At 71.8% G+C, this 19,472-nt stretch carries 20 protein-coding genes; 6 read left to right on the top strand and 14 right to left on the bottom strand.

Going from position 1 to position 19,472, the window contains the following annotated elements; genetic code table 11:
• Window positions 1–72: 72 nt before the first annotated feature.
• Window positions 73–738, top strand: a complete 666-nt coding sequence (locus ACIBKY_RS40200; RefSeq protein WP_397105394.1) for a sensor domain-containing protein — start codon at window positions 73–75, stop codon at window positions 736–738.
• A 106-nt stretch (window positions 739–844) separates the two neighbouring features.
• Here the strand turns inward: ACIBKY_RS40200 and ACIBKY_RS40195 are convergent, their stop codons facing one another.
• A complete protein-coding gene (locus tag ACIBKY_RS40195; protein WP_397105392.1) occupies window positions 845–1,732 on the bottom strand; it encodes an AraC family transcriptional regulator in 888 nt (295 codons plus the stop codon).
• Window positions 1,733–1,816: 84 nt separating this feature from the next.
• Here ACIBKY_RS40195 and ACIBKY_RS40190 point away from each other — a divergent pair, with 84 nt between their 5' ends.
• Entirely contained in the window at window positions 1,817–2,695 is an 879-nt protein-coding gene (locus tag ACIBKY_RS40190) for a phytanoyl-CoA dioxygenase family protein (RefSeq protein WP_397105390.1), read from the top strand.
• Here the strand turns inward: ACIBKY_RS40190 and ACIBKY_RS40185 are convergent.
• The 4 genes from ACIBKY_RS40185 to ACIBKY_RS40170 form a co-directional block, all read right to left on the bottom strand.
• Window positions 2,692–4,140 carry a serine hydrolase domain-containing protein gene (locus ACIBKY_RS40185; RefSeq protein ID WP_397105388.1) on the bottom strand — a complete coding sequence of 483 codons (1,449 nt, stop codon included), beginning with the start codon at window positions 4,138–4,140 and terminating at the stop codon, window positions 2,692–2,694. The two genes, ACIBKY_RS40190 and ACIBKY_RS40185, sit on opposite strands and share 4 nt — an antisense overlap.
• Before the next feature lie 108 nt (window positions 4,141–4,248).
• On the bottom strand, window positions 4,249–4,911 hold the full coding sequence (locus ACIBKY_RS40180) for a response regulator (protein ID WP_397105386.1): 663 nt from the start codon (window positions 4,909–4,911) through the stop codon (window positions 4,249–4,251).
• A complete protein-coding gene (locus tag ACIBKY_RS40175; protein WP_397105384.1) occupies window positions 4,908–6,071 on the bottom strand; it encodes a sensor histidine kinase in 1,164 nt (387 codons plus the stop codon). The genes ACIBKY_RS40180 and ACIBKY_RS40175 overlap by 4 nt, the downstream gene beginning before the upstream one ends.
• Before the next feature lie 127 nt (window positions 6,072–6,198).
• Complete coding sequence (locus tag ACIBKY_RS40170; protein WP_397105382.1) at window positions 6,199–6,762, bottom strand: TetR/AcrR family transcriptional regulator; 564 nt, start codon at window positions 6,760–6,762, stop codon at window positions 6,199–6,201.
• An 87-nt stretch (window positions 6,763–6,849) separates the two neighbouring features.
• On the opposite strand from ACIBKY_RS40170, the gene ACIBKY_RS40165 reads away from it, so the two are divergent.
• Entirely contained in the window at window positions 6,850–7,701 is an 852-nt protein-coding gene (locus tag ACIBKY_RS40165; protein WP_397105380.1) for an NAD(P)-dependent oxidoreductase, read from the top strand.
• 317 nt (window positions 7,702–8,018) lie between these two features.
• On the opposite strand, the gene ACIBKY_RS40160 is transcribed toward ACIBKY_RS40165, so the two are convergent.
• The 5 genes from ACIBKY_RS40160 to ACIBKY_RS40140 form a co-directional block, all read right to left on the bottom strand.
• Window positions 8,019–9,482, bottom strand: a complete 1,464-nt coding sequence (locus tag ACIBKY_RS40160; RefSeq protein WP_397105378.1) for a cation acetate symporter — start codon at window positions 9,480–9,482, stop codon at window positions 8,019–8,021.
• Window positions 9,479–9,781: a hypothetical protein gene (locus tag ACIBKY_RS40155; RefSeq protein ID WP_397105377.1), complete on the bottom strand. Its 303-nt coding sequence runs from the start codon at window positions 9,779–9,781 to the stop codon at window positions 9,479–9,481. The genes ACIBKY_RS40160 and ACIBKY_RS40155 overlap by 4 nt, the downstream gene beginning before the upstream one ends.
• Complete coding sequence (locus ACIBKY_RS40150) at window positions 9,778–10,515, bottom strand: LytR/AlgR family response regulator transcription factor (RefSeq protein ID WP_397105375.1); 738 nt, start codon at window positions 10,513–10,515, stop codon at window positions 9,778–9,780. Before ACIBKY_RS40150 ends, ACIBKY_RS40155 begins: the two co-directional genes overlap by 4 nt.
• A 66-nt stretch (window positions 10,516–10,581) precedes the next feature.
• Entirely contained in the window at window positions 10,582–11,721 is a 1,140-nt protein-coding gene (locus tag ACIBKY_RS40145; RefSeq protein ID WP_397105373.1) for a sensor histidine kinase, read from the bottom strand.
• 44 nt (window positions 11,722–11,765) lie between these two features.
• Complete coding sequence (locus tag ACIBKY_RS40140) at window positions 11,766–12,368, bottom strand: sulfite oxidase-like oxidoreductase (protein WP_397105371.1); 603 nt, start codon at window positions 12,366–12,368, stop codon at window positions 11,766–11,768.
• Window positions 12,369–12,579: 211 nt separating this feature from the next.
• Here ACIBKY_RS40140 and aroF point away from each other — a divergent pair, with 211 nt between their 5' ends.
• Complete coding sequence (gene aroF, locus ACIBKY_RS40135) at window positions 12,580–13,617, top strand: 3-deoxy-7-phosphoheptulonate synthase (protein ID WP_397105369.1); 1,038 nt, start codon at window positions 12,580–12,582, stop codon at window positions 13,615–13,617.
• 277 nt (window positions 13,618–13,894) lie between these two features.
• Here the strand turns inward: aroF and thiI are convergent, their stop codons facing one another.
• From thiI to macS, 4 genes are read right to left on the bottom strand one after another with little or no spacing between them, the layout of a single operon-like run.
• A complete protein-coding gene (gene thiI / locus ACIBKY_RS40130; RefSeq protein ID WP_397105367.1) occupies window positions 13,895–15,112 on the bottom strand; it encodes a tRNA uracil 4-sulfurtransferase ThiI in 1,218 nt (405 codons plus the stop codon).
• A gap of 41 nt (window positions 15,113–15,153) precedes the next feature.
• Window positions 15,154–15,798 carry a response regulator transcription factor gene (locus ACIBKY_RS40125; protein WP_184975872.1) on the bottom strand — a complete coding sequence of 215 codons (645 nt, stop codon included), beginning with the start codon at window positions 15,796–15,798 and terminating at the stop codon, window positions 15,154–15,156.
• Between the two features lie 22 nt (window positions 15,799–15,820).
• Window positions 15,821–16,405, bottom strand: a complete 585-nt coding sequence (locus ACIBKY_RS40120) for a Uma2 family endonuclease (protein WP_397105365.1) — start codon at window positions 16,403–16,405, stop codon at window positions 15,821–15,823.
• A gap of 38 nt (window positions 16,406–16,443) precedes the next feature.
• On the bottom strand, window positions 16,444–17,547 hold the full coding sequence (gene macS / locus ACIBKY_RS40115; RefSeq protein ID WP_397105363.1) for a MacS family sensor histidine kinase: 1,104 nt from the start codon (window positions 17,545–17,547) through the stop codon (window positions 16,444–16,446).
• A 115-nt stretch (window positions 17,548–17,662) separates the two neighbouring features.
• On the opposite strand from macS, the gene ACIBKY_RS40110 reads away from it, so the two are divergent.
• Both ACIBKY_RS40110 and ACIBKY_RS40105 read left to right on the top strand, forming a co-directional pair.
• Entirely contained in the window at window positions 17,663–18,511 is an 849-nt protein-coding gene (locus tag ACIBKY_RS40110) for an MHYT domain-containing protein (protein ID WP_397105361.1), read from the top strand.
• A gap of 63 nt (window positions 18,512–18,574) precedes the next feature.
• Complete coding sequence (locus ACIBKY_RS40105; RefSeq protein WP_397105359.1) at window positions 18,575–19,393, top strand: MHYT domain-containing protein; 819 nt, start codon at window positions 18,575–18,577, stop codon at window positions 19,391–19,393.
• Window positions 19,394–19,472: the final 79 nt, after the last annotated feature.

Raw genomic sequence — 19,472 nt, 5'->3', positions numbered from 1 at the left:
GGGACAGCCCTACCCCCACGACGCCGGTACGCAGGGTCGTCGCGCCCGGGCCCGATCCGTAGCGTCTTTGCCATGAGAACCCTCCAGCACCGCATCACCACCGACACCCGCTATGTCCTGGCCGGCTTCCCGGTCACCGTCATCGCCTTCGTCCTGGTCGTCGCGGGCGTGGCGGCAGGTCTGGGCGGCGCCGTGGCCTTCGTCGGCCTCCCGGTGCTCGCCGCGACCGCGGTCCTGGCCAGGAAGTTCGCCGACGCCGAGCGGGCCGCCCTGCCCGGCGTCGTCGGCCGGCCCTTGGCTCGGCCCGAGTACCCGGCCGCCCCGGCGGGCGCGGGCTGGTTCCGCCGCACGATGACCCCGATCGCGAACGGCCAGGCCTTCCTCGACCTGCTGCACGCGATCGTGGCGCTGCCGTTCGCGATCGCCTCGTTCGTCCTGACCGTCGTGTGGTGGGCCGGCGCGATCGCCGGGCTGACCTTCCCGATCTACGGCTGGGCGCTGGCCAAGATCCCCGGGCTCGACGGCGGCCTGCCGGCACTGCTCGGCCTGGGCGACGGCGACGGCGTCTTCGTCGCCTTCAACACCGCGGCCGGCCTGTTGTTCGCGCTGACGCTCCCGGCGGTCGTGCGGATCGCGGCGATGCTCAAGGCGAACCTCGCCGAGGCCCTGCTCACCCGCCCGGCCCCGCAGCCGCGGACGGTCCGGCGGTCCTACGAGGAGAGCGTGCTCGCCGCGTGAGCGCTCTTCCCGGGCCGTCGCCGCATCCCGCGGCGGCGGCCCTTGTCCTGGCCGGGGTGTCAGATGGGGCGGCCCGTGCAAGGTGTGGGTACGGCATGGGCGTCCGTCAGGCGGGCCGGAGGCGGTGCGCCGTCCCGGCGTCCTCCGGCGAGGCCTGCTCACGGAAGGCCTGCTCGCGGAAGGCCGTCGGTGACATTCCCGCCCGCTGGGTGAACACGCGGGTGAAGTAGGCGTGGCCGGCGTATCCGACCCTGCGGGCGATGGCGCCCACGGGCAGGTCGGTGTCGGCCAGCATCACCTTCGCACGGTCCAGGCGATACCGGGTGAGGTAGCCGATCGGGGTGTCCCCGGTGACGGCGCGGACCGCCGCGATCAGCGTGTCCCGCGAAACGGACAGTTCCCTGGCCACCTCGCCGATCCTCACCGGGCGTTCCAGATCGGCGGTGAGCAGCGCGATCGCCCGCTGGCCCAGCGGCGAGGCGGGCGCCCGATCCGCCGGGAGCCCGCGTCCCGGGCCGACGGCGTGGATCACCGCGTGGAGAACCGCGCCGAGCTCGACATGGTCGGGCAGGGAGGTGGCCCGTCCGGCCAGTTCGACCAGCCGGGTCATCGCCGCCCCCACCGCTGCGGGATCGGCCACCTCCACGGCCGCCACTCCCCCGCCGAGGTATCCGAGGTGCTCGTAGCCGCCGGTGCCCGGTCCTTCAAACAGCACCCAGTGCTCGTCCCAGGTCCCGCCCGACGGCCCGTACGTGTGCAGGACTCCGGGTGGGAGCCAGAAGAGGGTGCCGGGCCCGACCCGGTGCCGTCCTGGGCGGTCGTGCAGGACGAGATGCCCGGTGCCCGAGGTGACCAGGACCCCGGCGTACCCCGTCAGTGCCTGCCTGGTCCGGGGCCGGTCCTGGCCCCGGATGGTGCCGGCTCCGGTGACGGCCAGGCCGAGGGCCCGTACGCCCTCGGGCGGGGTCCGATAGTGGGCGATCTGCTCCGGCACCCCACTCAACTCCCCGACAAAAGTGCAAATGGATCCGGAAACACTGCATACCATGGCGACCGACCGTGCCCTGAACATGGGGTCATGTCCGCTCCGATATCGACAGATGTCCTGACCTCCAACGGCCACCGGCTCGATCCTGGCCCGCGGCGGCTTGGGCGGCTTGAGCCCGTCCGCGCCTGCGAACGCCACGACCGGGCCGCGTTGCGGCACCGGCTGGCCCGCGACGGCTACCTGTTCCTGCCGGGTTTCCTCGACCGCGCGGAGATCCTGGAGTTCCGCCGCTACTACTTCGCGGCCCTGGAGGGGACGGGCGTCACCGAGCCGGGCAGCGACCCCCGGCTCGGCAGGGCCGGCGGCGGCGACCTCGACCGCGCGGCGATGCGCCGCGTGCTGTTTCGCGACATCGTCCCCGGCGCCGCGTACGAGGCGTTGTGCCGCCATCCCCGGATCTCCGGCTTCTATCGGTGGCTGCTGGACACCGAGGAGGTGCATCTGCACCGCAGGAAGCTGATCCGGCACGTCGGACCCGGCGAGACGGGTGTCGGCACCGCCACCCAGGCCCACTACGACCTGGTCTACCTGCGCGAGGGCACCGACAGGGTGCTGTCCTCGTGGATTCCGCTCGGTGACTGCCCCATCGAGCGCGGGCCGCTCATCTACCTGGAGGGCAGTCACCACCGCGTGCTGGCCGAGGAGGCCGCGGGCACGCTGCGGCGGCCCGCCGCCTCGATCACCGCGGACCTGCCCGCGCTGGCCGAGGAGTACGACGCCCGCTGGCTCGTCACCGGCTTCCGGGCCGGCGACATGATGGTGCACGGCGCGCACATCATCCACGCCTCCCTGGACAACGCCGACCCGGAGGGAATGGTCCGCCTGTCCACCGACATCCGCTACCAGTCGGCCACCGAGGTCATCGACCCGCGCTGGCAGAACCACTGGCACGTGGACGACGGCCTTTAGGCTCTGGTGTTCGCCACCGGCGGCCGTACCGGTGCGGAGGCCACCTGACCGGCGCGGCGGTAGCGATGGACGCGGCGGCCGAGCGCGACCGCCCCGAGCACCGAGCAGACCAGGCCGAAGAGCGCGAGCAGCGGCAGCAGCCAGACGGTGACGATCCAGTTCTGGAAGCTGAACGCGCCCCAGACCAGCGTCGGCAGCAGCACGCCCACCACGATCACCAGGGCGAGGGGAAGGAGTCGCGGGACCAGCCACGGCCGGCGCGCCAGGCGGCGTCGCGAGGCCCAGCGGCGCGCCCGGACGATCGCGGTGACCAGCAGTGCGGCCATCACCAGCGTGAGCCCGAGCAGGACCGCGTTCACGACGGTCAGCGGGTTGCTCATCGGCGTCGCCGGAGCCCCGATCCGTTCGGCGAGAAGGTTGGCCGAGAGCACGCCGGGATCGCCGGCGCTGTTGGTGAGGACGAGAGCGGCCTTGCCGGTCCTGGGCGAGAAGACCATGTCCCCGGTCCACGTCGCCAGGGTTCCGCCGTGGCCGATCACCGACGGCTGGGCGCCCGCCGAGACGGGGCGGGACTGCCAGCCGAGCGCGTAGTTGCCGGCCTTCGGCTGGACGGTGTGCAGCTCGGCCAGGGAGGCGGCGCTCAGCAGGCCGGCGCCGAAGGTTCCCTGGTTGAACCGTACCCACCGGACCATGTCGTCCAGGGTCGAGATCACCCCGCCGTTGCCGGCGCACATCCCCGGCATCTCCGGCGCCGCGACGGCGACCCCGAGCACGACCTCGAACGCGGACGGCAGCCCCTCGGCGGCATCGGAACACCCCAGCGTCGAACTGGTGCCGGTCATGCCCAGCGGCGTGAACAGCTCGGCGTGCAGGAAGGAGCCGAAGGACTTCCCCGACACCACCTCGACGATCCTCGCCGCGATCGAGTAGTTGGTGTTGTGGTACTCCGAGCGGGTGCCCGGATCGGCGGCCAGCCGCTTGTCGGCCAGCTTGGACACGATCTCCTGCGGGCTGCGCGGAGGGGGGAACACGTACTCGTTGTTCGTGCTGTTCGACAGCCCCGAGGTGTGGCTGAGGATCTGGCGCACGGTGATCCCGGTGAAGCGCGGATCGGCCATCGTGAAGCCGGGCAGGAGCTTGACGACCGGGTCGTCCAGGGAGACGCGGCCACGGTCGGCCAGCAGCATGATCGCCGTGGCCGTCATCGACTTGCTCATCGACGCGATCCGGAACCGTGTCCGCGCGGTCACCGCGTCGCCGTCCCCGTCCCGGCCACGGACGATCGTCTCGACCGACGACCCGTCGACCACGGCCGCCGCGACGCCCGGTGTGCCGTAGACGGAGCGGTAGTCGTCGACCAGCCGCCCGCCGGCGGCGTGGGCCGGTGCCGTCCAGCCGAGCAGCACGGCGACGAGCACACCGCCCAGGACAAGGAGGGCGGTCATACGAGGAAGGCTCAGGCGCGGGAAGTACACGACGTCGAACCTAGGCCGGGCGTCGCCGGCGGACATCACCCCACGGGGTGAGACGGGCCCACCCGGCAGGATGGGATCTCAGCCGGGCAGATCGTTGCGGCCCACGAGCCCGTTCTCGTAGGCGTGGATCACCGCGTGCACGCGGTCGCGCAGGTCCAGCTTCTGCAGGACGGCCCGGACGTGGGACTTCACGGTGTTCTCGCTCAGCACCAGTTCCGCGCAGATCTCGCTGTTGGACCGGCCGCGGGCCAGCAGGCCGAAGATCTCGACCTCGCGCGGGGTGAGGCCCTCCAGGGCGGTCGTCCTGCGCATCGGCACCTGCCGTACGAGATCGAGGATCGTCGCGGCCACGCCCGGGGCCAGCGCCGACGTCCCGGAGGCGACGTCGCACACGGCCTGGGCCAGGGCGGCGGGCCGGACGTCCTTGGTCAGGTAGCCGCTCGCGCCGGCCCGGATGGCGGCCACGACCAGTTCGTCGTCGTCGAACGTCGTCAGCATGAGCACCCGGGTCTCCGGGGCGATCCTGACGATCTCCGCGGTGGCGGCGACCCCGTCCATGCGGGGCATGCGGATGTCCATCAGCACCACGTCGAGGCGGTGGCGGCGGACGACCTCGATCGCGTCGGCGCCGTTCCCGACGTCGTGGGTGACCTCGATGCGCTCGTCGGCCGACAGGACCGTGCGGAGCGAGGCCCGCAGCAACTCCTGGTCGTCGACGAGCATGACCCGGATCCCCGTCATACCGCCTCCTTCGTGGGGAGCCGCGCCCGCAGCACCCATCCGTCGTCCCCGGCGCCGATCGACAGGGTGCCGCCCGCGGTACGCACACGTTCCTCGATCCCCATCAGACCGGTCCCCCGGCCGCCGCCGGTGTCGCGAAGCGCCCTGCCGCCGTCGTCGCGCACCTCCACCATCACCTCGGCCGGGCTCCACCGCAGGTGAACGGTCACCTTGACCGGGGGCTCGAGGTGACGCAGCGCGTTGGTGATGCCCTCCTGCACGGTACGGACCGCCGCGACCTCGGCACTCAGGCTCAAGGGCCGTCGCTCGCCCGCCTCCGCGAACGTCACCGCGTGCAGCGGGCTCGCCGCCGAGGCCACGAGGTCGGGAAGGGCGTCGAGCGAGATCGGGACCTCTCCGCGCGGCGCCGCGGTGACCGGGCCCAGGGTGGCGAGCATCGCCCGCAGGCCCTGGTGGGCGTCCCGGCCGGCCTCGGCGATGTCGCCGAGCTCGCGGCGGGTCGCCGGATCCGCCGTGGTCACCGCCGCGGCCTCGATCCGCGCGACCATGACGGTGACCGTGTGCGCGATCACGTCGTGCAGGTCGCGGCGGATGCTGGCCCGTTCGCCCGCGACCGCCGCGGCCAGGCGTTCGCTCTCGGCTCGCCGGCGGGCCTCGTGCCTGCGGCGTACCAGAAGGGCCACGAGCCATACCCCGCCGACCACGAGCATCAGCAGCCCGCCCTCGGACAGGCGGGTCCACCCGGGAACGCCGGTGGGCAGCCGGGACCACGCCACCAGCTCGTTGAGGACGATCCCGAGCGCGGCGACGGCCAGCGCGAGTACCGAGGACCTGACCGGGACCTGGCCGGTCAGCCGCCACAACGTCAGGGGAAAGAACGCGGCAGAGGGCAGCATGACCGGTGACCAGCCCGGGAAGGGCAGCGTCACCAGGACGAGCATCCCCAGCGCGCCGATCGTGTACCCCGCCCACGGCCGCCGGCGGGCCACCACGGCTCCCCCATGGAGCAGGACGGCGGCGCCCGCGGCGGCGAGGATCTGCCACAGGTCCACGCCGAAGTGCCGGGCGGCCACCAGGACGATCACCGTCAGGAGACCCAGGACCACGTGCGCGGCCACCGTCGTCGCCGGCCAGGTGCTCCGGCGCTGGGCGGCTGTCACGGTCGTCGCCTCCCGGTGGGCTCGTGGTGGGGAGCCTTACCCGGCTCGACGTGCCACAGGATAGCCAGCGGCGGGCGGTCCCATCGCCACGAACCCGCCGATGAGCCCCGGGTGGCGGACCGTGCTCTCAGCGGTACGAGGCGATGAGCCGGGCCAGGTGGCGGCCCGCGATGCGCAGGGGTTCCTCGCTCTCGGCCACCTGCGCGGCCATCTCGGCCCCCTCCAGCGTGCTGATCACCGTGTGCGCGAGCTCGTGGGCGACGTCCTCGGGGAAGCCGCTACGGCGCAGCTTGCCGCCGACCAGCTCCCGCCAGGCGGCGAACTCCTCCTCCGCGGCCCGCTGGATCTCGGGCGCCCGGCCGGTGCTCTCCAGCGCGGTGATGACGATGGGGCACCCGTCCAGCCATTGGGAGGCGCGCAGCCCCTCCGCCAGTTCGTCGGCGCAGGCGGCGATCGCCACGGCCGGGTCGTCCTCGCGCTCCAGCGCCTCCCGCAGCATGCCGGCGAACTCCTGGCCGCCGTGCCGCAGGGCCGCGATCGCCAGCTCCGTCTTGCCTCCGGGGAAGAAGTGGTAGACCGAGCCGAGCGTGGCCTCGGCCTCCTGGGAGATCTGCTTGAGGCCCGTGGCCGCGTACCCCTGCCGCTGCATCAGGCGGGCGGTCGAGCGGACGATGCGCTCCTTGGTCTTCATGACTCCGCATTCTATTGGATAGAGCGTTCATTTTAGTGCCGTGCTATCGTCCACTCCTAAATAGAACGTTCGTTTTAGGGAGGACGCATGTCCGTCACCGTCATCGGCCTCGGCCCCATGGGCCACGCGATGGCCGCCGCCTACCTGGACAAGGGCTACGACGTCACCGTCTGGAACCGCACCGCCCGCAAGGCCGGCGACCTGGTCGCCCGTGGGGCGCGCCTGGCCCCGAGCGTGGAGGCGGCGCTCGGGGCCAATGAGCTCGTGGTGCTGAGCCTGACCGGCTACGACGCCGTCTACGCCGTGCTGGAGCAGGCGCCGGGGGCGCTGGCCGGCCGTACCGTGGTCAATCTGACCTCCGACACGCCCGCCGAGGCGCGGAAGGCGGCGGAGTGGGTGGCCGGGCACGGCGGGACGCAGATCACCGGAGGCGTGCAGACGCCGCCCCCCGGCATCGGCACGCCCGGCACCTCGACGTACTACAGCGGCCCCGCCGGCGCCGTCGAGACCCACCGGGCCGCCCTCGAAGCGCTGACCGGGATCGAGTACCTGGGCGAGGACCCCGGCCTGGCCGCCCTGTACTACCAGATCGGCATCGACATGTTCTGGACCGGACTCGCGGGCTACCTGCACGGGCAGGCGGTGGCGCGGGCGTACGGGGTGTCGGCGCGGCAGTTCCGGGAGAACGCGGTCAAGTCGATGGACTTCCGGTACTTCGTGGAGCTCTACGCGCCGCGGATCGACGCGGGCGACCACTCCGGCGACATGGAGAACCTGGGGATGGCGGCGGCGAGCCTGGAACACGTGGTGCGCACGGCCGAGGCCGCGGGGGTGGACGGGACGATCCCGCGGGCCCTGCTGGACACGTTCCGCCGCGGCATCGCGGCCGGGCACGGCCAGGACAGTCTCACCCGCCTCACCGACGTTCTGAGGGAGTGATGTGAGGGGGCGCCCGCTCGCGCGATCCGGCCGCCCCCGTCAGGCCGGATCGCGGTCCGATTTCCGCGGCTCAGCGGGCGCCCCTCCACATTCCGGCCGGCGGGCCCCACCCCCCGGTCGAGGGCCCGACCGCCGTGGTGACCTCGTGGTCACCGGTGAAACCGCCACATCAGGCCTGTGTGAGCCTTGCGGCTCGTCCCCCCCGATGCGGCGGTGCGGCTTCGATGCGGGCAACACTACGGTTGCGATCTTGTGGGCGAAACCCCGTTTACGGACAGCTCGTTGAACGGTCTGTAGTCATCGATATACGGAGCGTGTCAAGAGGCTGAGCGGTCGCCCCCGCGCGACGAACGGTCGATCAAGGGGCCCGCGGCCGGCTCGGGAAGGTGCATCCGCGCCATCATCGCCGCCACCCCGGCCGGGATCCGACCGGGCGTGAGCAGGGAAATCATGACCATCACGGCGAAAGCCAGCGGCACGCCGGCGGCCGGCGGGACGAAGGGCTTCACGCCCACCCATTCCAGCCCCACAAGCACCGCTGTCAAGCCCCCGCCCGTCGCGAACCCCGAGGCGGCGCCCGCCGCGGTCAGGCGCCGCCACCAGATGCCCAGCACCAGCAGCGGGCAGAACGTGGCCGCCGACAGGCTGAAGGCGGCGAGCACCAGCTCCACCGACCCGACGGGAACGCTCGTCGCGGTCAGCACCAGGGCGGCCACGGTCACCCCGGCCAGCGAGGTACGGAACGAGCGCACCCCGGGCCGCGCCACACAGGCCGACACCGCCCCCGACACGGCCCCGAGCACCCCGCACGACGTCGCGAGGAACGCCGCGAAGGCGCCCGCCGACAACACCCCGGTCAGCATGTTCCCGACAGTGCCGGGCAGCATCCGGGACGGCAGCAGCAGCACGACCTCCTCGCCCCCCGCCCCGGGAAAATGCACATTCGCGAGAATTCCATATAAAGGGGGCACCACGGCGAACACCCCGAGTAACACCTGCGCCACCACGATCGACCGGCGCGCCCCGCGCCCGTCCGCGGCGGCGTAGACCCGGACCACGACGTGCGGCAGGCCCATGGTCCCGAGCGCGCAGGCCAGCAACACCGTCAGCACGCCGGGCAACGACTGGTCGCCAGAGCCGTACCCACCGGAAAGCCCTTCGGCCGGCACCTGGCCGCAATGCCATGTGCACCACAGCGCCAGCCCCACACCGAGAAAGGCGACCAGCTTCACCCAGAACTGCGAGGCCTGCACGCTCGTGACGCTGCCCATGCCACCCGCCAGCGCCACGAAGGCGGCGGTCGCGGCGACCGCCACCCAACCGGCCCAGGGCGGCAGCCCGGTGAGCAGCCGCGTGACGATCCCGGCCGCCTGGAACTGGGCCACGAGGAACAACATCCCGATCCCCAGCACCCAGCACGTGGTGAAGCGCCGCAGCCGCGCCGAGCCCAGCCGCCATTCGGCGAAGTCGGGCAGCGTGAACGTTCCTGACCTGCGCAGGGGCGCGACCACCAGCGCCAGCACGACCACGAACCCCGCCGCCGCCCCCACCGGATACCACAGCATCGGCGCCCCGTGCGTGGCGATGAGCCCGGCCAGCCCCAGGCAGACGGCGGCGCCGGTGAACTCGGCGCCGATGGCGGCGCCGTTGCGCCACGGCCGCACCGCCCGCGCCGCCACGTAGAACTCCGACACGCTGAGGTAGCGGCGCGGCCGCACGGTGCCCACCGTCACGGCGAGGACCAGCACGACGGCGATCCCGGCCAGCGCCGCGACGGTCACGGTCCCGCTCGTTCGGCCTGCTCGGCATGCCGCAGATGGCGTACGGCCAGCAGCACCCACACCGGCTGGACCCCCACCGACAGCACCACCCACCAGCGCACGTCGGTGAACCCGGCGGCCAGGACCGGCGCCCCGACCAGCACGGCAAGCCCGGCCCCCGCGGTGACGGCGCCCGCCGAGAGCTGACGGCGCATGGCCGCCCGCGTCTCGATGTCGCGGGAGACGTCGGCGGGCGGCACCGGACCCAGGCGCCCGACCGCCGCGGGACGCCGCTCGACCAGCACGCGGCGCACGGTCACTGCGCGCCCCGATGCTGGTTGACGAGCTGCTCGCGCACCTGCCTGGTGTGGCGGCGGCTGACGGGCAGCGTCTCCGTGCCGACGGTGAGCATCACCTTGCCGCCCTCGAAGCGCAGCTCGCTGACGTGGCGGGCGGAGACGAGCGTGCTGCGGTGCACGCGGATGAAGCCGACTCCGGCCCAGCGGCGTTCGAGCGCGGCCAGGGACATGCGCACGAGGTAGCTGCCGTCGACGGTGTGCAGCCGCACGTAGTCGCCCTTGGCCTCGGCGAACCAGACGGCCTGCTGCGGCACGAACCTGGTGCGCCCGCCCAGCTCCACGGGGATGACGTCGTCGAGACCGCAGTCGTCGGGGGGCGCGGAGACCGCCTCCAGCCTGCGCACGGCTTCGGCCAGCCGGTCGGCGCGCACCGGTTTGAGCAGGTAGTCGACGGCCTGCAGCTCGAAGGCCTGCACGGCGCAGTCGTCGTGCGCGGTGACGAACACCAGGCGCGGCGGGCTGGGGAACCCGCCGATGAGCCGGGCCAGGTCGAGCCCGTCGAGGCCGGGCATGCGGATGTCGAGGAACACCCCGTCCAGCCGTTCCCCCGCACCGATCATCTGCACCATGTCCTGCAGCGCCGAGACCCCGTCGGCTGCGGTGAGGACCTGCTCCACCCTGCTGTCCCGGCGCAGCAGGTAGGCCAGCTCTTCCAGGGCCGGCACCTCGTCGTCAACAGCCAGAACGCGTAGCATGCCGTCCACGCTGCCGCAAGAACGCCCTGCTCACAAGCGACACGCCTACGTTGAGTAAAGAATTGACTACAAAGAGCTAGGTCGAGCCTTGGGGACGCGCAGCCGTACGCGGGTGCCGGCGCCCGGCGCGGTCTCGACCGCGAGCCCGTAGTCCTCGCCGTAGATCTGGCGCAGCCGCACGTCGACGTTGGCCAGGCCGATGCCGCCGCCCTCGCGGCACGGGCCGTCGTCGAGCACCTGCCTGGCGTGCTCGGGGTCCATGCCGGCGCCGTCGTCCTCGACGGTGATGTGCGCCTCGGGGCCGGCGTCGCGGACCACCACGCGCACCTCGCCCGCGCCGCCGGCGGCGCGCACGCCGTGCTTGATCGCGTTTTCGACGAGGGGTTGCAGGCACAGGAACGGCACCGGCACCGGCAGCACCTCCGGCGACACCTGGACGGTGAAGCGCAGCCGGTCGCCGAACCGGGCGCGCTCCAGCAGCAGGTAGCGGTCGACGCAGGTCAGCTCGTCGGCCAGGGTCGTGAAGTCCTGGGCGCGGCGCAGCGCGTACCGGGAGAAGTCGGCGAAGTCGAGCAGCAGTTCGCGCGCGCGGCCGGGATCGGTGCGCACGAAGGAGGCGATGGTGGTGAGGGCGTTGTAGACGAAGTGCGGCGAGATCTGCGCGCGCAGGGCGCGCATCTCGGCTTCGAGCGCGCGGCGGCGGGAGGTGTCGAGCTCGGCGAGCTCCAGCTGGCCCGAGACCCAGCGGGCGACCTCGGTGACGGTGCGCACGAGCGCCGCGCTCAGCTCCTCGTCGTAGGCGGCCAGCGCGCCGACCACCCGGTCGTCGACGGTGAGCGGCACGACGACCGCGCCGTGCGGCTGACCGGCGAAGACCTCCGCGCGGCCCGAGGTCAGCGCCGCGCGGGCGTGGTCGAGCACCTCGTCCGTGCAGGGCCCGTCCCACGCGAGTGCCGCGTCGGTGGAGGTGATCGCGAGCGCGTGGGTGCCGAGCAGTACGCGCAGATGCCTCACGGCCTTGCGTGCGGACTCCTTCGTGAGCCCGCCCCGCAGGGACGGCGCGGCCAGCGCGGCGATGTGCAGCGTCATGAACGTCGCCTCGTCCTTCCAGCCGCCTTCGGGCAGCTCGGGGCGGCGGCGCGCGACGAGGTAGCCGAGCGCGAATGCCAGGAGGGAGGCGAGCGCCACGGAGGCGGCGATCGACATGCGGCAAACCGTAGCTCGTCACGCGGGGTGTTCGGGCGGAAACGCTACGGTGGCCCCTCCCCCGGCTCCTCTTGGTATGAGTAGCGCTGCTCTCGCCACGGATCCGCCACGTTGTGATAGCCGCGTTCCTCCCAGAAGCCGCGCCGGTCCTCCAGCAGATACTCGATGCTGCGCACCCATTTCACGCTCTTCCAGGCGTAGAGATGGGGGACCACGACGCGCAGCGGGAAGCCCCGGTCGGGGCTGATGGGCTTGTCGTCGAGCTCGGTGGCGAACAGCGTCTCCGGGGCGGTGAAGTCGGAGAGGCGGACGTTGGCGCTGTAGCCGTACTCCGCCCAGATCATCACGTGCGTCACTCCCTCGGCGGGCGGTGCGGCGGCCAGGATCTCGTGCGGGCTGACGCCGCGCCACTCGTTCCCCATGATCGAGAACTTGGTGACGCAGTGGAAGTCGGCGAGCACGCCGGTGCGCGGCAGCTTCTCGAACTCCGGCCAGCTGAAGCGGTGCATCTCCCCTGACGCGGTGGCGCCGAAAACGCGGAAGTCCCAGCTGTCGGGCTTGAACTGCGGCACCCGGCCGTAGTGGATGACGGGCCGGCCGCGCGGGACGTACTGGCCTGGGGGCAGGCGCGACTCCTCCTCGTTCATTCGGCCATCCTGTCATCGCCGGGCGTACGGCTCGTCGCCGGGTGGGAGTGCGCTACTATTGCGGCCTATGCGCACCGCATTCATCTTTTGGTATGGCGGCGGACCCGTGAGGACCGATCGCCATGTGGCGCTGCGCTAGCAGACACAGACGAGCGAAAGGCCCCGGGTCCGTAAGGATCCGGGGCCTTTCGCATGTTCAGAGGAGAAAACCATGGTCATCGTGATGGGCCCCGAGGTCACCCCGGACGACGTCGCCGCGATCGTCGCGGTCGTGCAGGCGGCGGGGGTGGAGGCGTTCGTGAGCCGGGGCGTACGGCGCACGATCGTCGGACTGGTCGGCGACGTGGCCCAGCTCGACCAGGGCAACCTGCGCGGCATGGCCGGCGTGCGGGACGTGATGCGCGTGTCCACGCCCTACAAGCTCGTCAGCCGGGAGAACCATCCGGAACGCTCCACCGTGCACGTGGGCGGGGTGGCGATCGGCCCCGACACCGTGACGCTGATCGCCGGGCCCTGTGCGGTGGAGACGCCGCAGCAGACGCTGGACGCGGCGCTGATGGCCAAGAAGGCCGGGGCGACGTTGCTGCGGGGCGGGGCGTACAAGCCGCGCACCTCCCCGTACGCCTTCCAGGGCCTCGGCGAGGCGGGCCTGCGCATCCTGGCCGACGTGCGCGAGGAGACCGGGCTGCCGGTCGTCACGGAGGTCGTGGACGCCCACGACGTCGAACTGGTCGCCTCCTACGCCGACATGCTGCAGGTCGGCACCCGCAACGCGCAGAACTTCGCGCTGCTGCAGGCGGTCGGCGCGGCGGGCAGGCCGGTGATGCTGAAGCGCGGCATGAACGCCACGATCGAGGAGTGGCTGATGGCGGCCGAGTACATCGCCCAGCGCGGCAACCTGGACATCGTGCTGTGCGAGCGCGGCATCCGCACGTTCGAGACGGCCACGCGCAACACTCTGGACGTGTCGGCGGTGCCGGTGGCGCAGCGCCTGTCGCACCTGCCGGTCATCATCGACCCGTCCCACTCGGGCGGCCGCCGCGACCTGGTGCTCCCACTGACCCGCGCGGCCATCGCCGTGGGCGCCGACGGCGTGATCATCGACGTGCACCCCGCGCCGGAGACCGCCCTCTGCGACGGCCCCCAGGCGCTGGTCGACACCGACCTCGACGTTCTCGCCGACGTGCTCGCCACCTTCCCGCCGCTGCTGGGCCGCACCGCCTCCGCCGCCCCCGCCCAAGGCCGCTGATCCTCTATGGCCCACCACCTCAGCTGATCCCTTACGGCCCAGCCACCCCCGCCCCCACCCGCCGACGCGCGCCGGCGGGTCGGCGGGATCGCTTCTCACGCCGGACGGACGCGCCACCGTCACGGCCCTTCGTGAACCACCTGACGGGGATCGCAAGAACCCGCGACGACCTCGTGCACCCGCCAGGAGACGCCCGGAACCGGCCCGCGGAGATCCCGTGGACCGGTTCGTGTACTTCCGTGGCCGAAGGTCTCGCGGGGCGGGCCGTTCCCGGGGTTCAGGCGGTGGGGCTGACGCCTTCCAGGGTGTACTCCTGGATGGAGTCGGCCAGCTGGACGGCCAGCTCTTCGGCGTCGAGGCGCTTCTCAATCTGCTTCAGGTCCTCGATCTTGGCCCGGGTCTCGGCCCGCTTCGGCGCCAGCAGGGAGCAGCAGTCCTCGTCCGGCAGTTCGGAGATGGCCAGCGTGCCGATCCGGCGCGCCTCCGCCATGATCTCGGTCTTGTCCCAGCCGACCAGCGGCCGCAGGATCGGCAGTTCGACCGCGTGGTCCTGGGCGGTGATGTTGGCGAGGGTCTGGGAGGAGACCTGGCCGAGAGCGTCGCCGGTGATCAGGGCGGCGGCGCGGATGCGGTGGGCCACCTCCTCGGCGGTCTTCAGCATGAGCCGTCGCTGCGCGATGACCGCCAGCCGGTCCTGGCCGGAGTTGCGGATGGACTGCTGCGCCTTGCCGAACGGGACCACCCACAGCCTCGACCCGCCCTGGAAGCGGTCGAGCTTGCGCACCAGCGCGTACGCCTTGTAGATCGACTCGCTCGTCGTGAACGGGATGCCGGAGAAGTGCAGGAAGTCCACGTGCAGGCCGCGGCGCATCATGCGGTAGGCGGCGACGGGCGAGTCGATGCCGCCGGACATGAGCACGAGCGCCCTGCCGCTGGAGCCGACGGGCAGGCCGCCCTGGCCGGGCAGGCCGTCGGTGAACACGAACACCTCGTCGCGGTCGACCTCGATGTGGAGGGTGAGCGCGGGGTTCTTGAGGTCGACGGGCAGGCCGTACTCGTCGTTGATGGCGCCGCCGACCATCCGGTCGAGCTCGTTGGAGCGCAGCGGGAAGCGCTTGTCGCGGCGGCGCGAGCGGACGGCGAAGGTGGCCTTGCGGGCCGCCTGCTCGGTGTCGCGGACCAGTTCGAGGCCGGCCTTGACGACCGTGTCCGGGTCCTTGGCGACCCGCCAGGCGCGGTGGATCCACACCAGTCCGGGCACGTCGGAGACCCGGGCGGCCACCGCGTCGGCCTGCTCGACGGTGGTGCCGGTGGGCAGGAAGATGGCGATCACGCCGTGCCGCTTGCGCACGTCGACCTTGATGTCGAGCTCGCGCAGCGCGTTGCGAATGTTGCCGATCAGGCGGCGTTCGAACAGCTCGCGGTTCTTGCCCTTGAGGACGATCTCGCCCAGCTTGAGCAGGACGCACGGCTCACCCAGGGCGGTGATCGTCATGGGGGTCCTCCGAGAATTCCAGTGCTTTCGACCTACCGAGTTTAGTCCTCGTCCAGACCACGCTCGATCGCATATCGGACGAGCTCCACCCGGTTGTGGAGCTGGAGCTTGTTGAGGGTGTTCTGGACATGGTTCTGCACGGTCCGGTGGGACAGCACCAGCCGGTCGGCGATCTGCCGGTACGACAGCCCCTTGGCCACGAGCCTGAGCACCTCGGTCTCCCGCTCGGTCAGCCGCGGCCCGTCCTCCTCCTGCGCCGGTTGGGCCGCCAGCCTGCGGTACTCCCCCAGCACCAGCCCCGCCAGCCCCGGCGTGAACACCGCGTCACCCTCGGCCGTCCGCCGTACCGCGTCGAGAAACTCCTCCCGGGAGGCCGACTTCACCAGATACCCCGAGGCCCCGGCCTTGACCGCCGCCAGCACGTCGTCCTGTTCGGCGCTGGCCGACAGCACCAGCACCCGGGGCGGGCTCTCCAGCCCGCTGAGCCCCTGCGCCACCTCGGCGCCCGACAGATCCGGCAACTGCAGGTCGAGCACCACGACCTCGGGCCGCACCGCCCCGGCCACCCGGATCGCCTGCCGCCCCTCCCCCACGGCCGCCACGACCTCGTACCCGGCCTCCGCCAGATCCCTGGCCACCCCATCACGCCACATCGGGTGGTCGTCCACCACCATGACCCGCACCATGCCCGCAGCGTACGGCAGCCCCCTACCCGAACTCGCCCAGAGCCCCGGGATCGAAGGAGAAGACGAACGGGAAGTCGCCGCTGAACATCTGACCCGCCTTCACCTCACGCGCCAGCCGGTAGACGTCCCCGTCACGGTCAAGGACGGTGATCCTGGGCTCAGGTTCAAGGTCCACAATCCAGTACTGGGGGATCCCGGCCTCCGCGTACTCCCGGACCTTCCGCACCCGGTCCGTCTGCTCACTGCCGCTTCGAGGTGACACCACCTCGACGACGATCAGGATGTCTCCGGCGTAGAAGGTTCTCGCGTGGCTCTCGATCGTGGCACGGGCCGCGTCCTTGCTCATGACGAACACGTCCGGCTTGCGCACGCCCGCCGGAGTGGTCACGTCGTTGGACCCTCCAGCCACGTACATCTCCGCGCCCGCCGCCTTCGCAGCCTCCTTCAACAGGTCCTTCAAACGATCGGCCGTATGGTCATGCAAAGCGCTGGGGGACAACTCGAACAACCACCCGTCGGCGAGCTCGTAACGCTTGCCTTCTTCCGGCATCGCGTCCAGGTCATAGATGGTGTAGCGGCCATAGTCGTGGATGGGAGCGACGCTCACCCGACTCTCCTTCCCGTCTCCATGGGGCCTACCCAACATTACGTGTTCCCTCCTGCCGGGATCCTGATTTCGAGCTCGGTGCCCTCGCCGGGGGCGGTGATGATGGTGACGGTGCCGCCCGCGTCGGCGATGCGGCCCTTGATCGACTGGGCCACGCCCATCCGGCCGTCCCGCTCGGCCTCCTCCAGGCGGCCCGGGGGGATGCCGTTCCCCTCGTCCCTGACGCTGACGATGACGCAGTCCTCCTCCTGCTCGGCGAAGACCCAGGCGCGGGCGTCCGGCCCGACGTGGGTGCGGACGTTGTCCAGGGCCGCGCCGACCGCCGCCGCGACCTCGGCCGCCGTGGCCGGGGGCAGGACGATGGGGGTGGCGGGGGTGGAGACGGTGACGGTGGCGGAGCCGTACCTGGTGAGGAGGGAGCGCAGGTCGCCGGAGGGGGCGGGGCGCAGGGAGATCAGGTCGCGCAGGGCGGCTTCCTGCTCGCCGGCCAGGCGCCCGAGTTCGGCCGCCTCGCCGCCGAGTTCCTGGCCGCGCCGCTGCACCAGCGCGAGCACCTGGAGCACGGAGTCGTGGATGCCGCGCGAGAGGCGGTCGCGCTCGCGCTGGGCGGCCTCCATCTCGGCGGCCCGCTGCATGCGTTCCTCGGCCTGTTTGGCCAGGCGCGCGACGTGGCCGACCACGACGCCGGACAGGAACAGCAGGACGGCGCCGTTGATGAGGACGGGCGCCTCGGGGGTGCGTACGCGCAGCCAGACGTCGGCCGCGGCGACGATGGCCGCGCCCAGCGCGCCCAGGCGGCGTCCGCCGTAGACGGCCCAGGCGAGCACGGGTCCGGCGATCCAGGTGGCGGGCAGCGGCATGACGCCTTCGGCGTATTGGTAGGGCCCTTCCACGTACGGCGAGGCCAGCAGGCAGGCCAGCGTCACCAGCATGTCGATGACCAGCAGCGGCCAGCCGCGCAGCGCCTCGACGGAGTAGGCGAAGATCGACGCCGCGGTCCACAGCGCCATGAGGCTGAGGACGAACCACCCCATGACGGGCCGGGCGTACCCGTCGTGCTGAACCAGGAGCACACCCGCGTAGACCAGCGACGCGACCCTGAAGACGGCGATCGCGCGCCAGAACGGTCCCTCGATACCCATGAATCTTTCTCACGTTTCCGACAGGGTCGGTTGACAGATAGTCGAAGTATCCATGCGAATCGGGCCACACCACTGCCAGAATCCGGTGATCCCTAATGCAAGGAAATATCGATACATGTCTACCGCTGTTAATCATTTCACCCACGGCCCGCTCACCCCGGCCCTCGCCTACGTGATGTCGTGCATCGGGTCAATGCTCGGACTGCGGCTGACCGCTCAGGCCCACGCCTCGCGCGGGGGTTCGCGGGTGCGCTGGTTGCTCGGCGCGGCCGTATCGATCGGCGGCACCGGCATCTGGGTCATGCACTTCATCGCCATGATGGGCTTCGACATCGAGGGCACCCCGATCCGCTACGACGTCCCGCTGACCGTGGCCTCCGCGGTGGTCGCGATCGTGGTCGTGGGCACCGGCCTGTTCCTCGTCTCCTACGGCGGCGGCCGGGTGCTGGCGCTGCTCGGCGGCGGACTGCTCACCGGCCTCGGCGTGGCGAGCATGCACTACCTCGGCATGTACGCCATGAACATGTCCGCCCACGTCTCCTACGACCGCCTGACGGTGGCCCTGTCGGTGGCGATCGCGGTCGTGGCCGCGACGGTGGCGCTCTGGTTCACGCTGCGGGTCAGGCGGCCCATCTGGATCGCCGCCGCCGCCCTGGTCATGGGCGTCGCGGTGGCCGGAATGCACTACACGGGGATGTTCGCGATGACCGTCACCCCGCACCACGCGCCCGCGCCGGTGCCCGGGGCCGACGCGCTCGACTTCCTCGTGCCGCTCATGACCGTGATCAGCCTGATCACGCTGACCATGCTGCTCATGGTCATCCTGTCGCCCTCGGAGGAGGAACTCCACGAGGACGCCGAACTCCTCGCCAGGCTGGAGCTGCGCAGACGGACATCGCAGCAGCTCACCTACCCCGCACCGGCCCCCAGGCCGCAGCCCGCGGGGAGGTCGCGCCGCCGGTAGTTGCACAGGCAGCGACCTGGGCCCCATACTCCCCTTGCTTTACTCATCAAGGGACGAATGCCCATGTCAGCTGTCGATCACTTCTCCTTCGGGTTCCTGACACCCGCCCTCGCCTACGTGATGTCAAGCGCCGGCTCCATGCTCGGCCTCCTGCTGACCTCCCGCGCCCGCCTCGTCGGCGGTCGCGAGGGCCGGTTCTGGCTGGCCGGCGCGGCGCTCGCGATCGGCGGCACGGGCATCTGGACGATGCACTTCATCGCCATGATGGGCTTCGCCGTCACCGGCACGCCCATCCGCTACGACGTCCCGCTCACGGTCGCCTCCGCGGTCCTCGCGGTGGCGGTCGTGGGCGCCGGGCTGCTCCTGGTCGGCCGGGGCGGGTCCCGCCCGCCGTACCTGCTGGGCGGCGGCGCCCTGACCGGGCTCGGCGTCGCCGGCATGCACTACCTCGGCATGGCCGCCATGAACATGTCCGGGCACGTGCACTACGACCCGCTGGTCGTCGTCCTGTCGGTCCTCATCGCGATCGTCGCGGCCACGGTGGCGCTCTGGTTCACGCTGCGGGTGCGGGGCGCCTGGCGCATCGGCGGCGCCGCGCTCATGATGGGCGCGGCGGTGTCCGGGATGCACTACACCGGCATGTTCGCGATGTCCGTGGAGCTGGTGCCGTCCGCCGGGCCCATTCCGGGTTCGCGCGCCCTGGACTTCCTGCTGCCGCTCATCGTGGGCCTGTGCGTGGTCACCGTCGGGCTGCTGCTGCTGGTGATCCTCTCCCCCTCGGAGAAGGAACTGCGCGGCGAGATCGCCTTCCAGGCCAGAAAGGCCGCCAGAGACGACGAAGGCGCGCCGGAGGTGAATCTCTTCGGCACGCCCCGCGGTTGAGCTATGTCCTGGGTACGGCTCGCGCCCCGGTGGGCCGCCGATGCTTCCGCGGCGCGAGCCGTACCCTGAGAGGGGTTGC

Origin of the sequence: Nonomuraea sp. NPDC050394 (assembly GCF_044459065.1) — a bacterium.
Lineage (GTDB): Bacteria > Actinomycetota > Actinomycetes > Streptosporangiales > Streptosporangiaceae > Nonomuraea.
The sequence above is the reverse complement of the archived record's forward strand: the minus strand, read 5'-3'. Positions and strand labels throughout refer to the sequence as shown.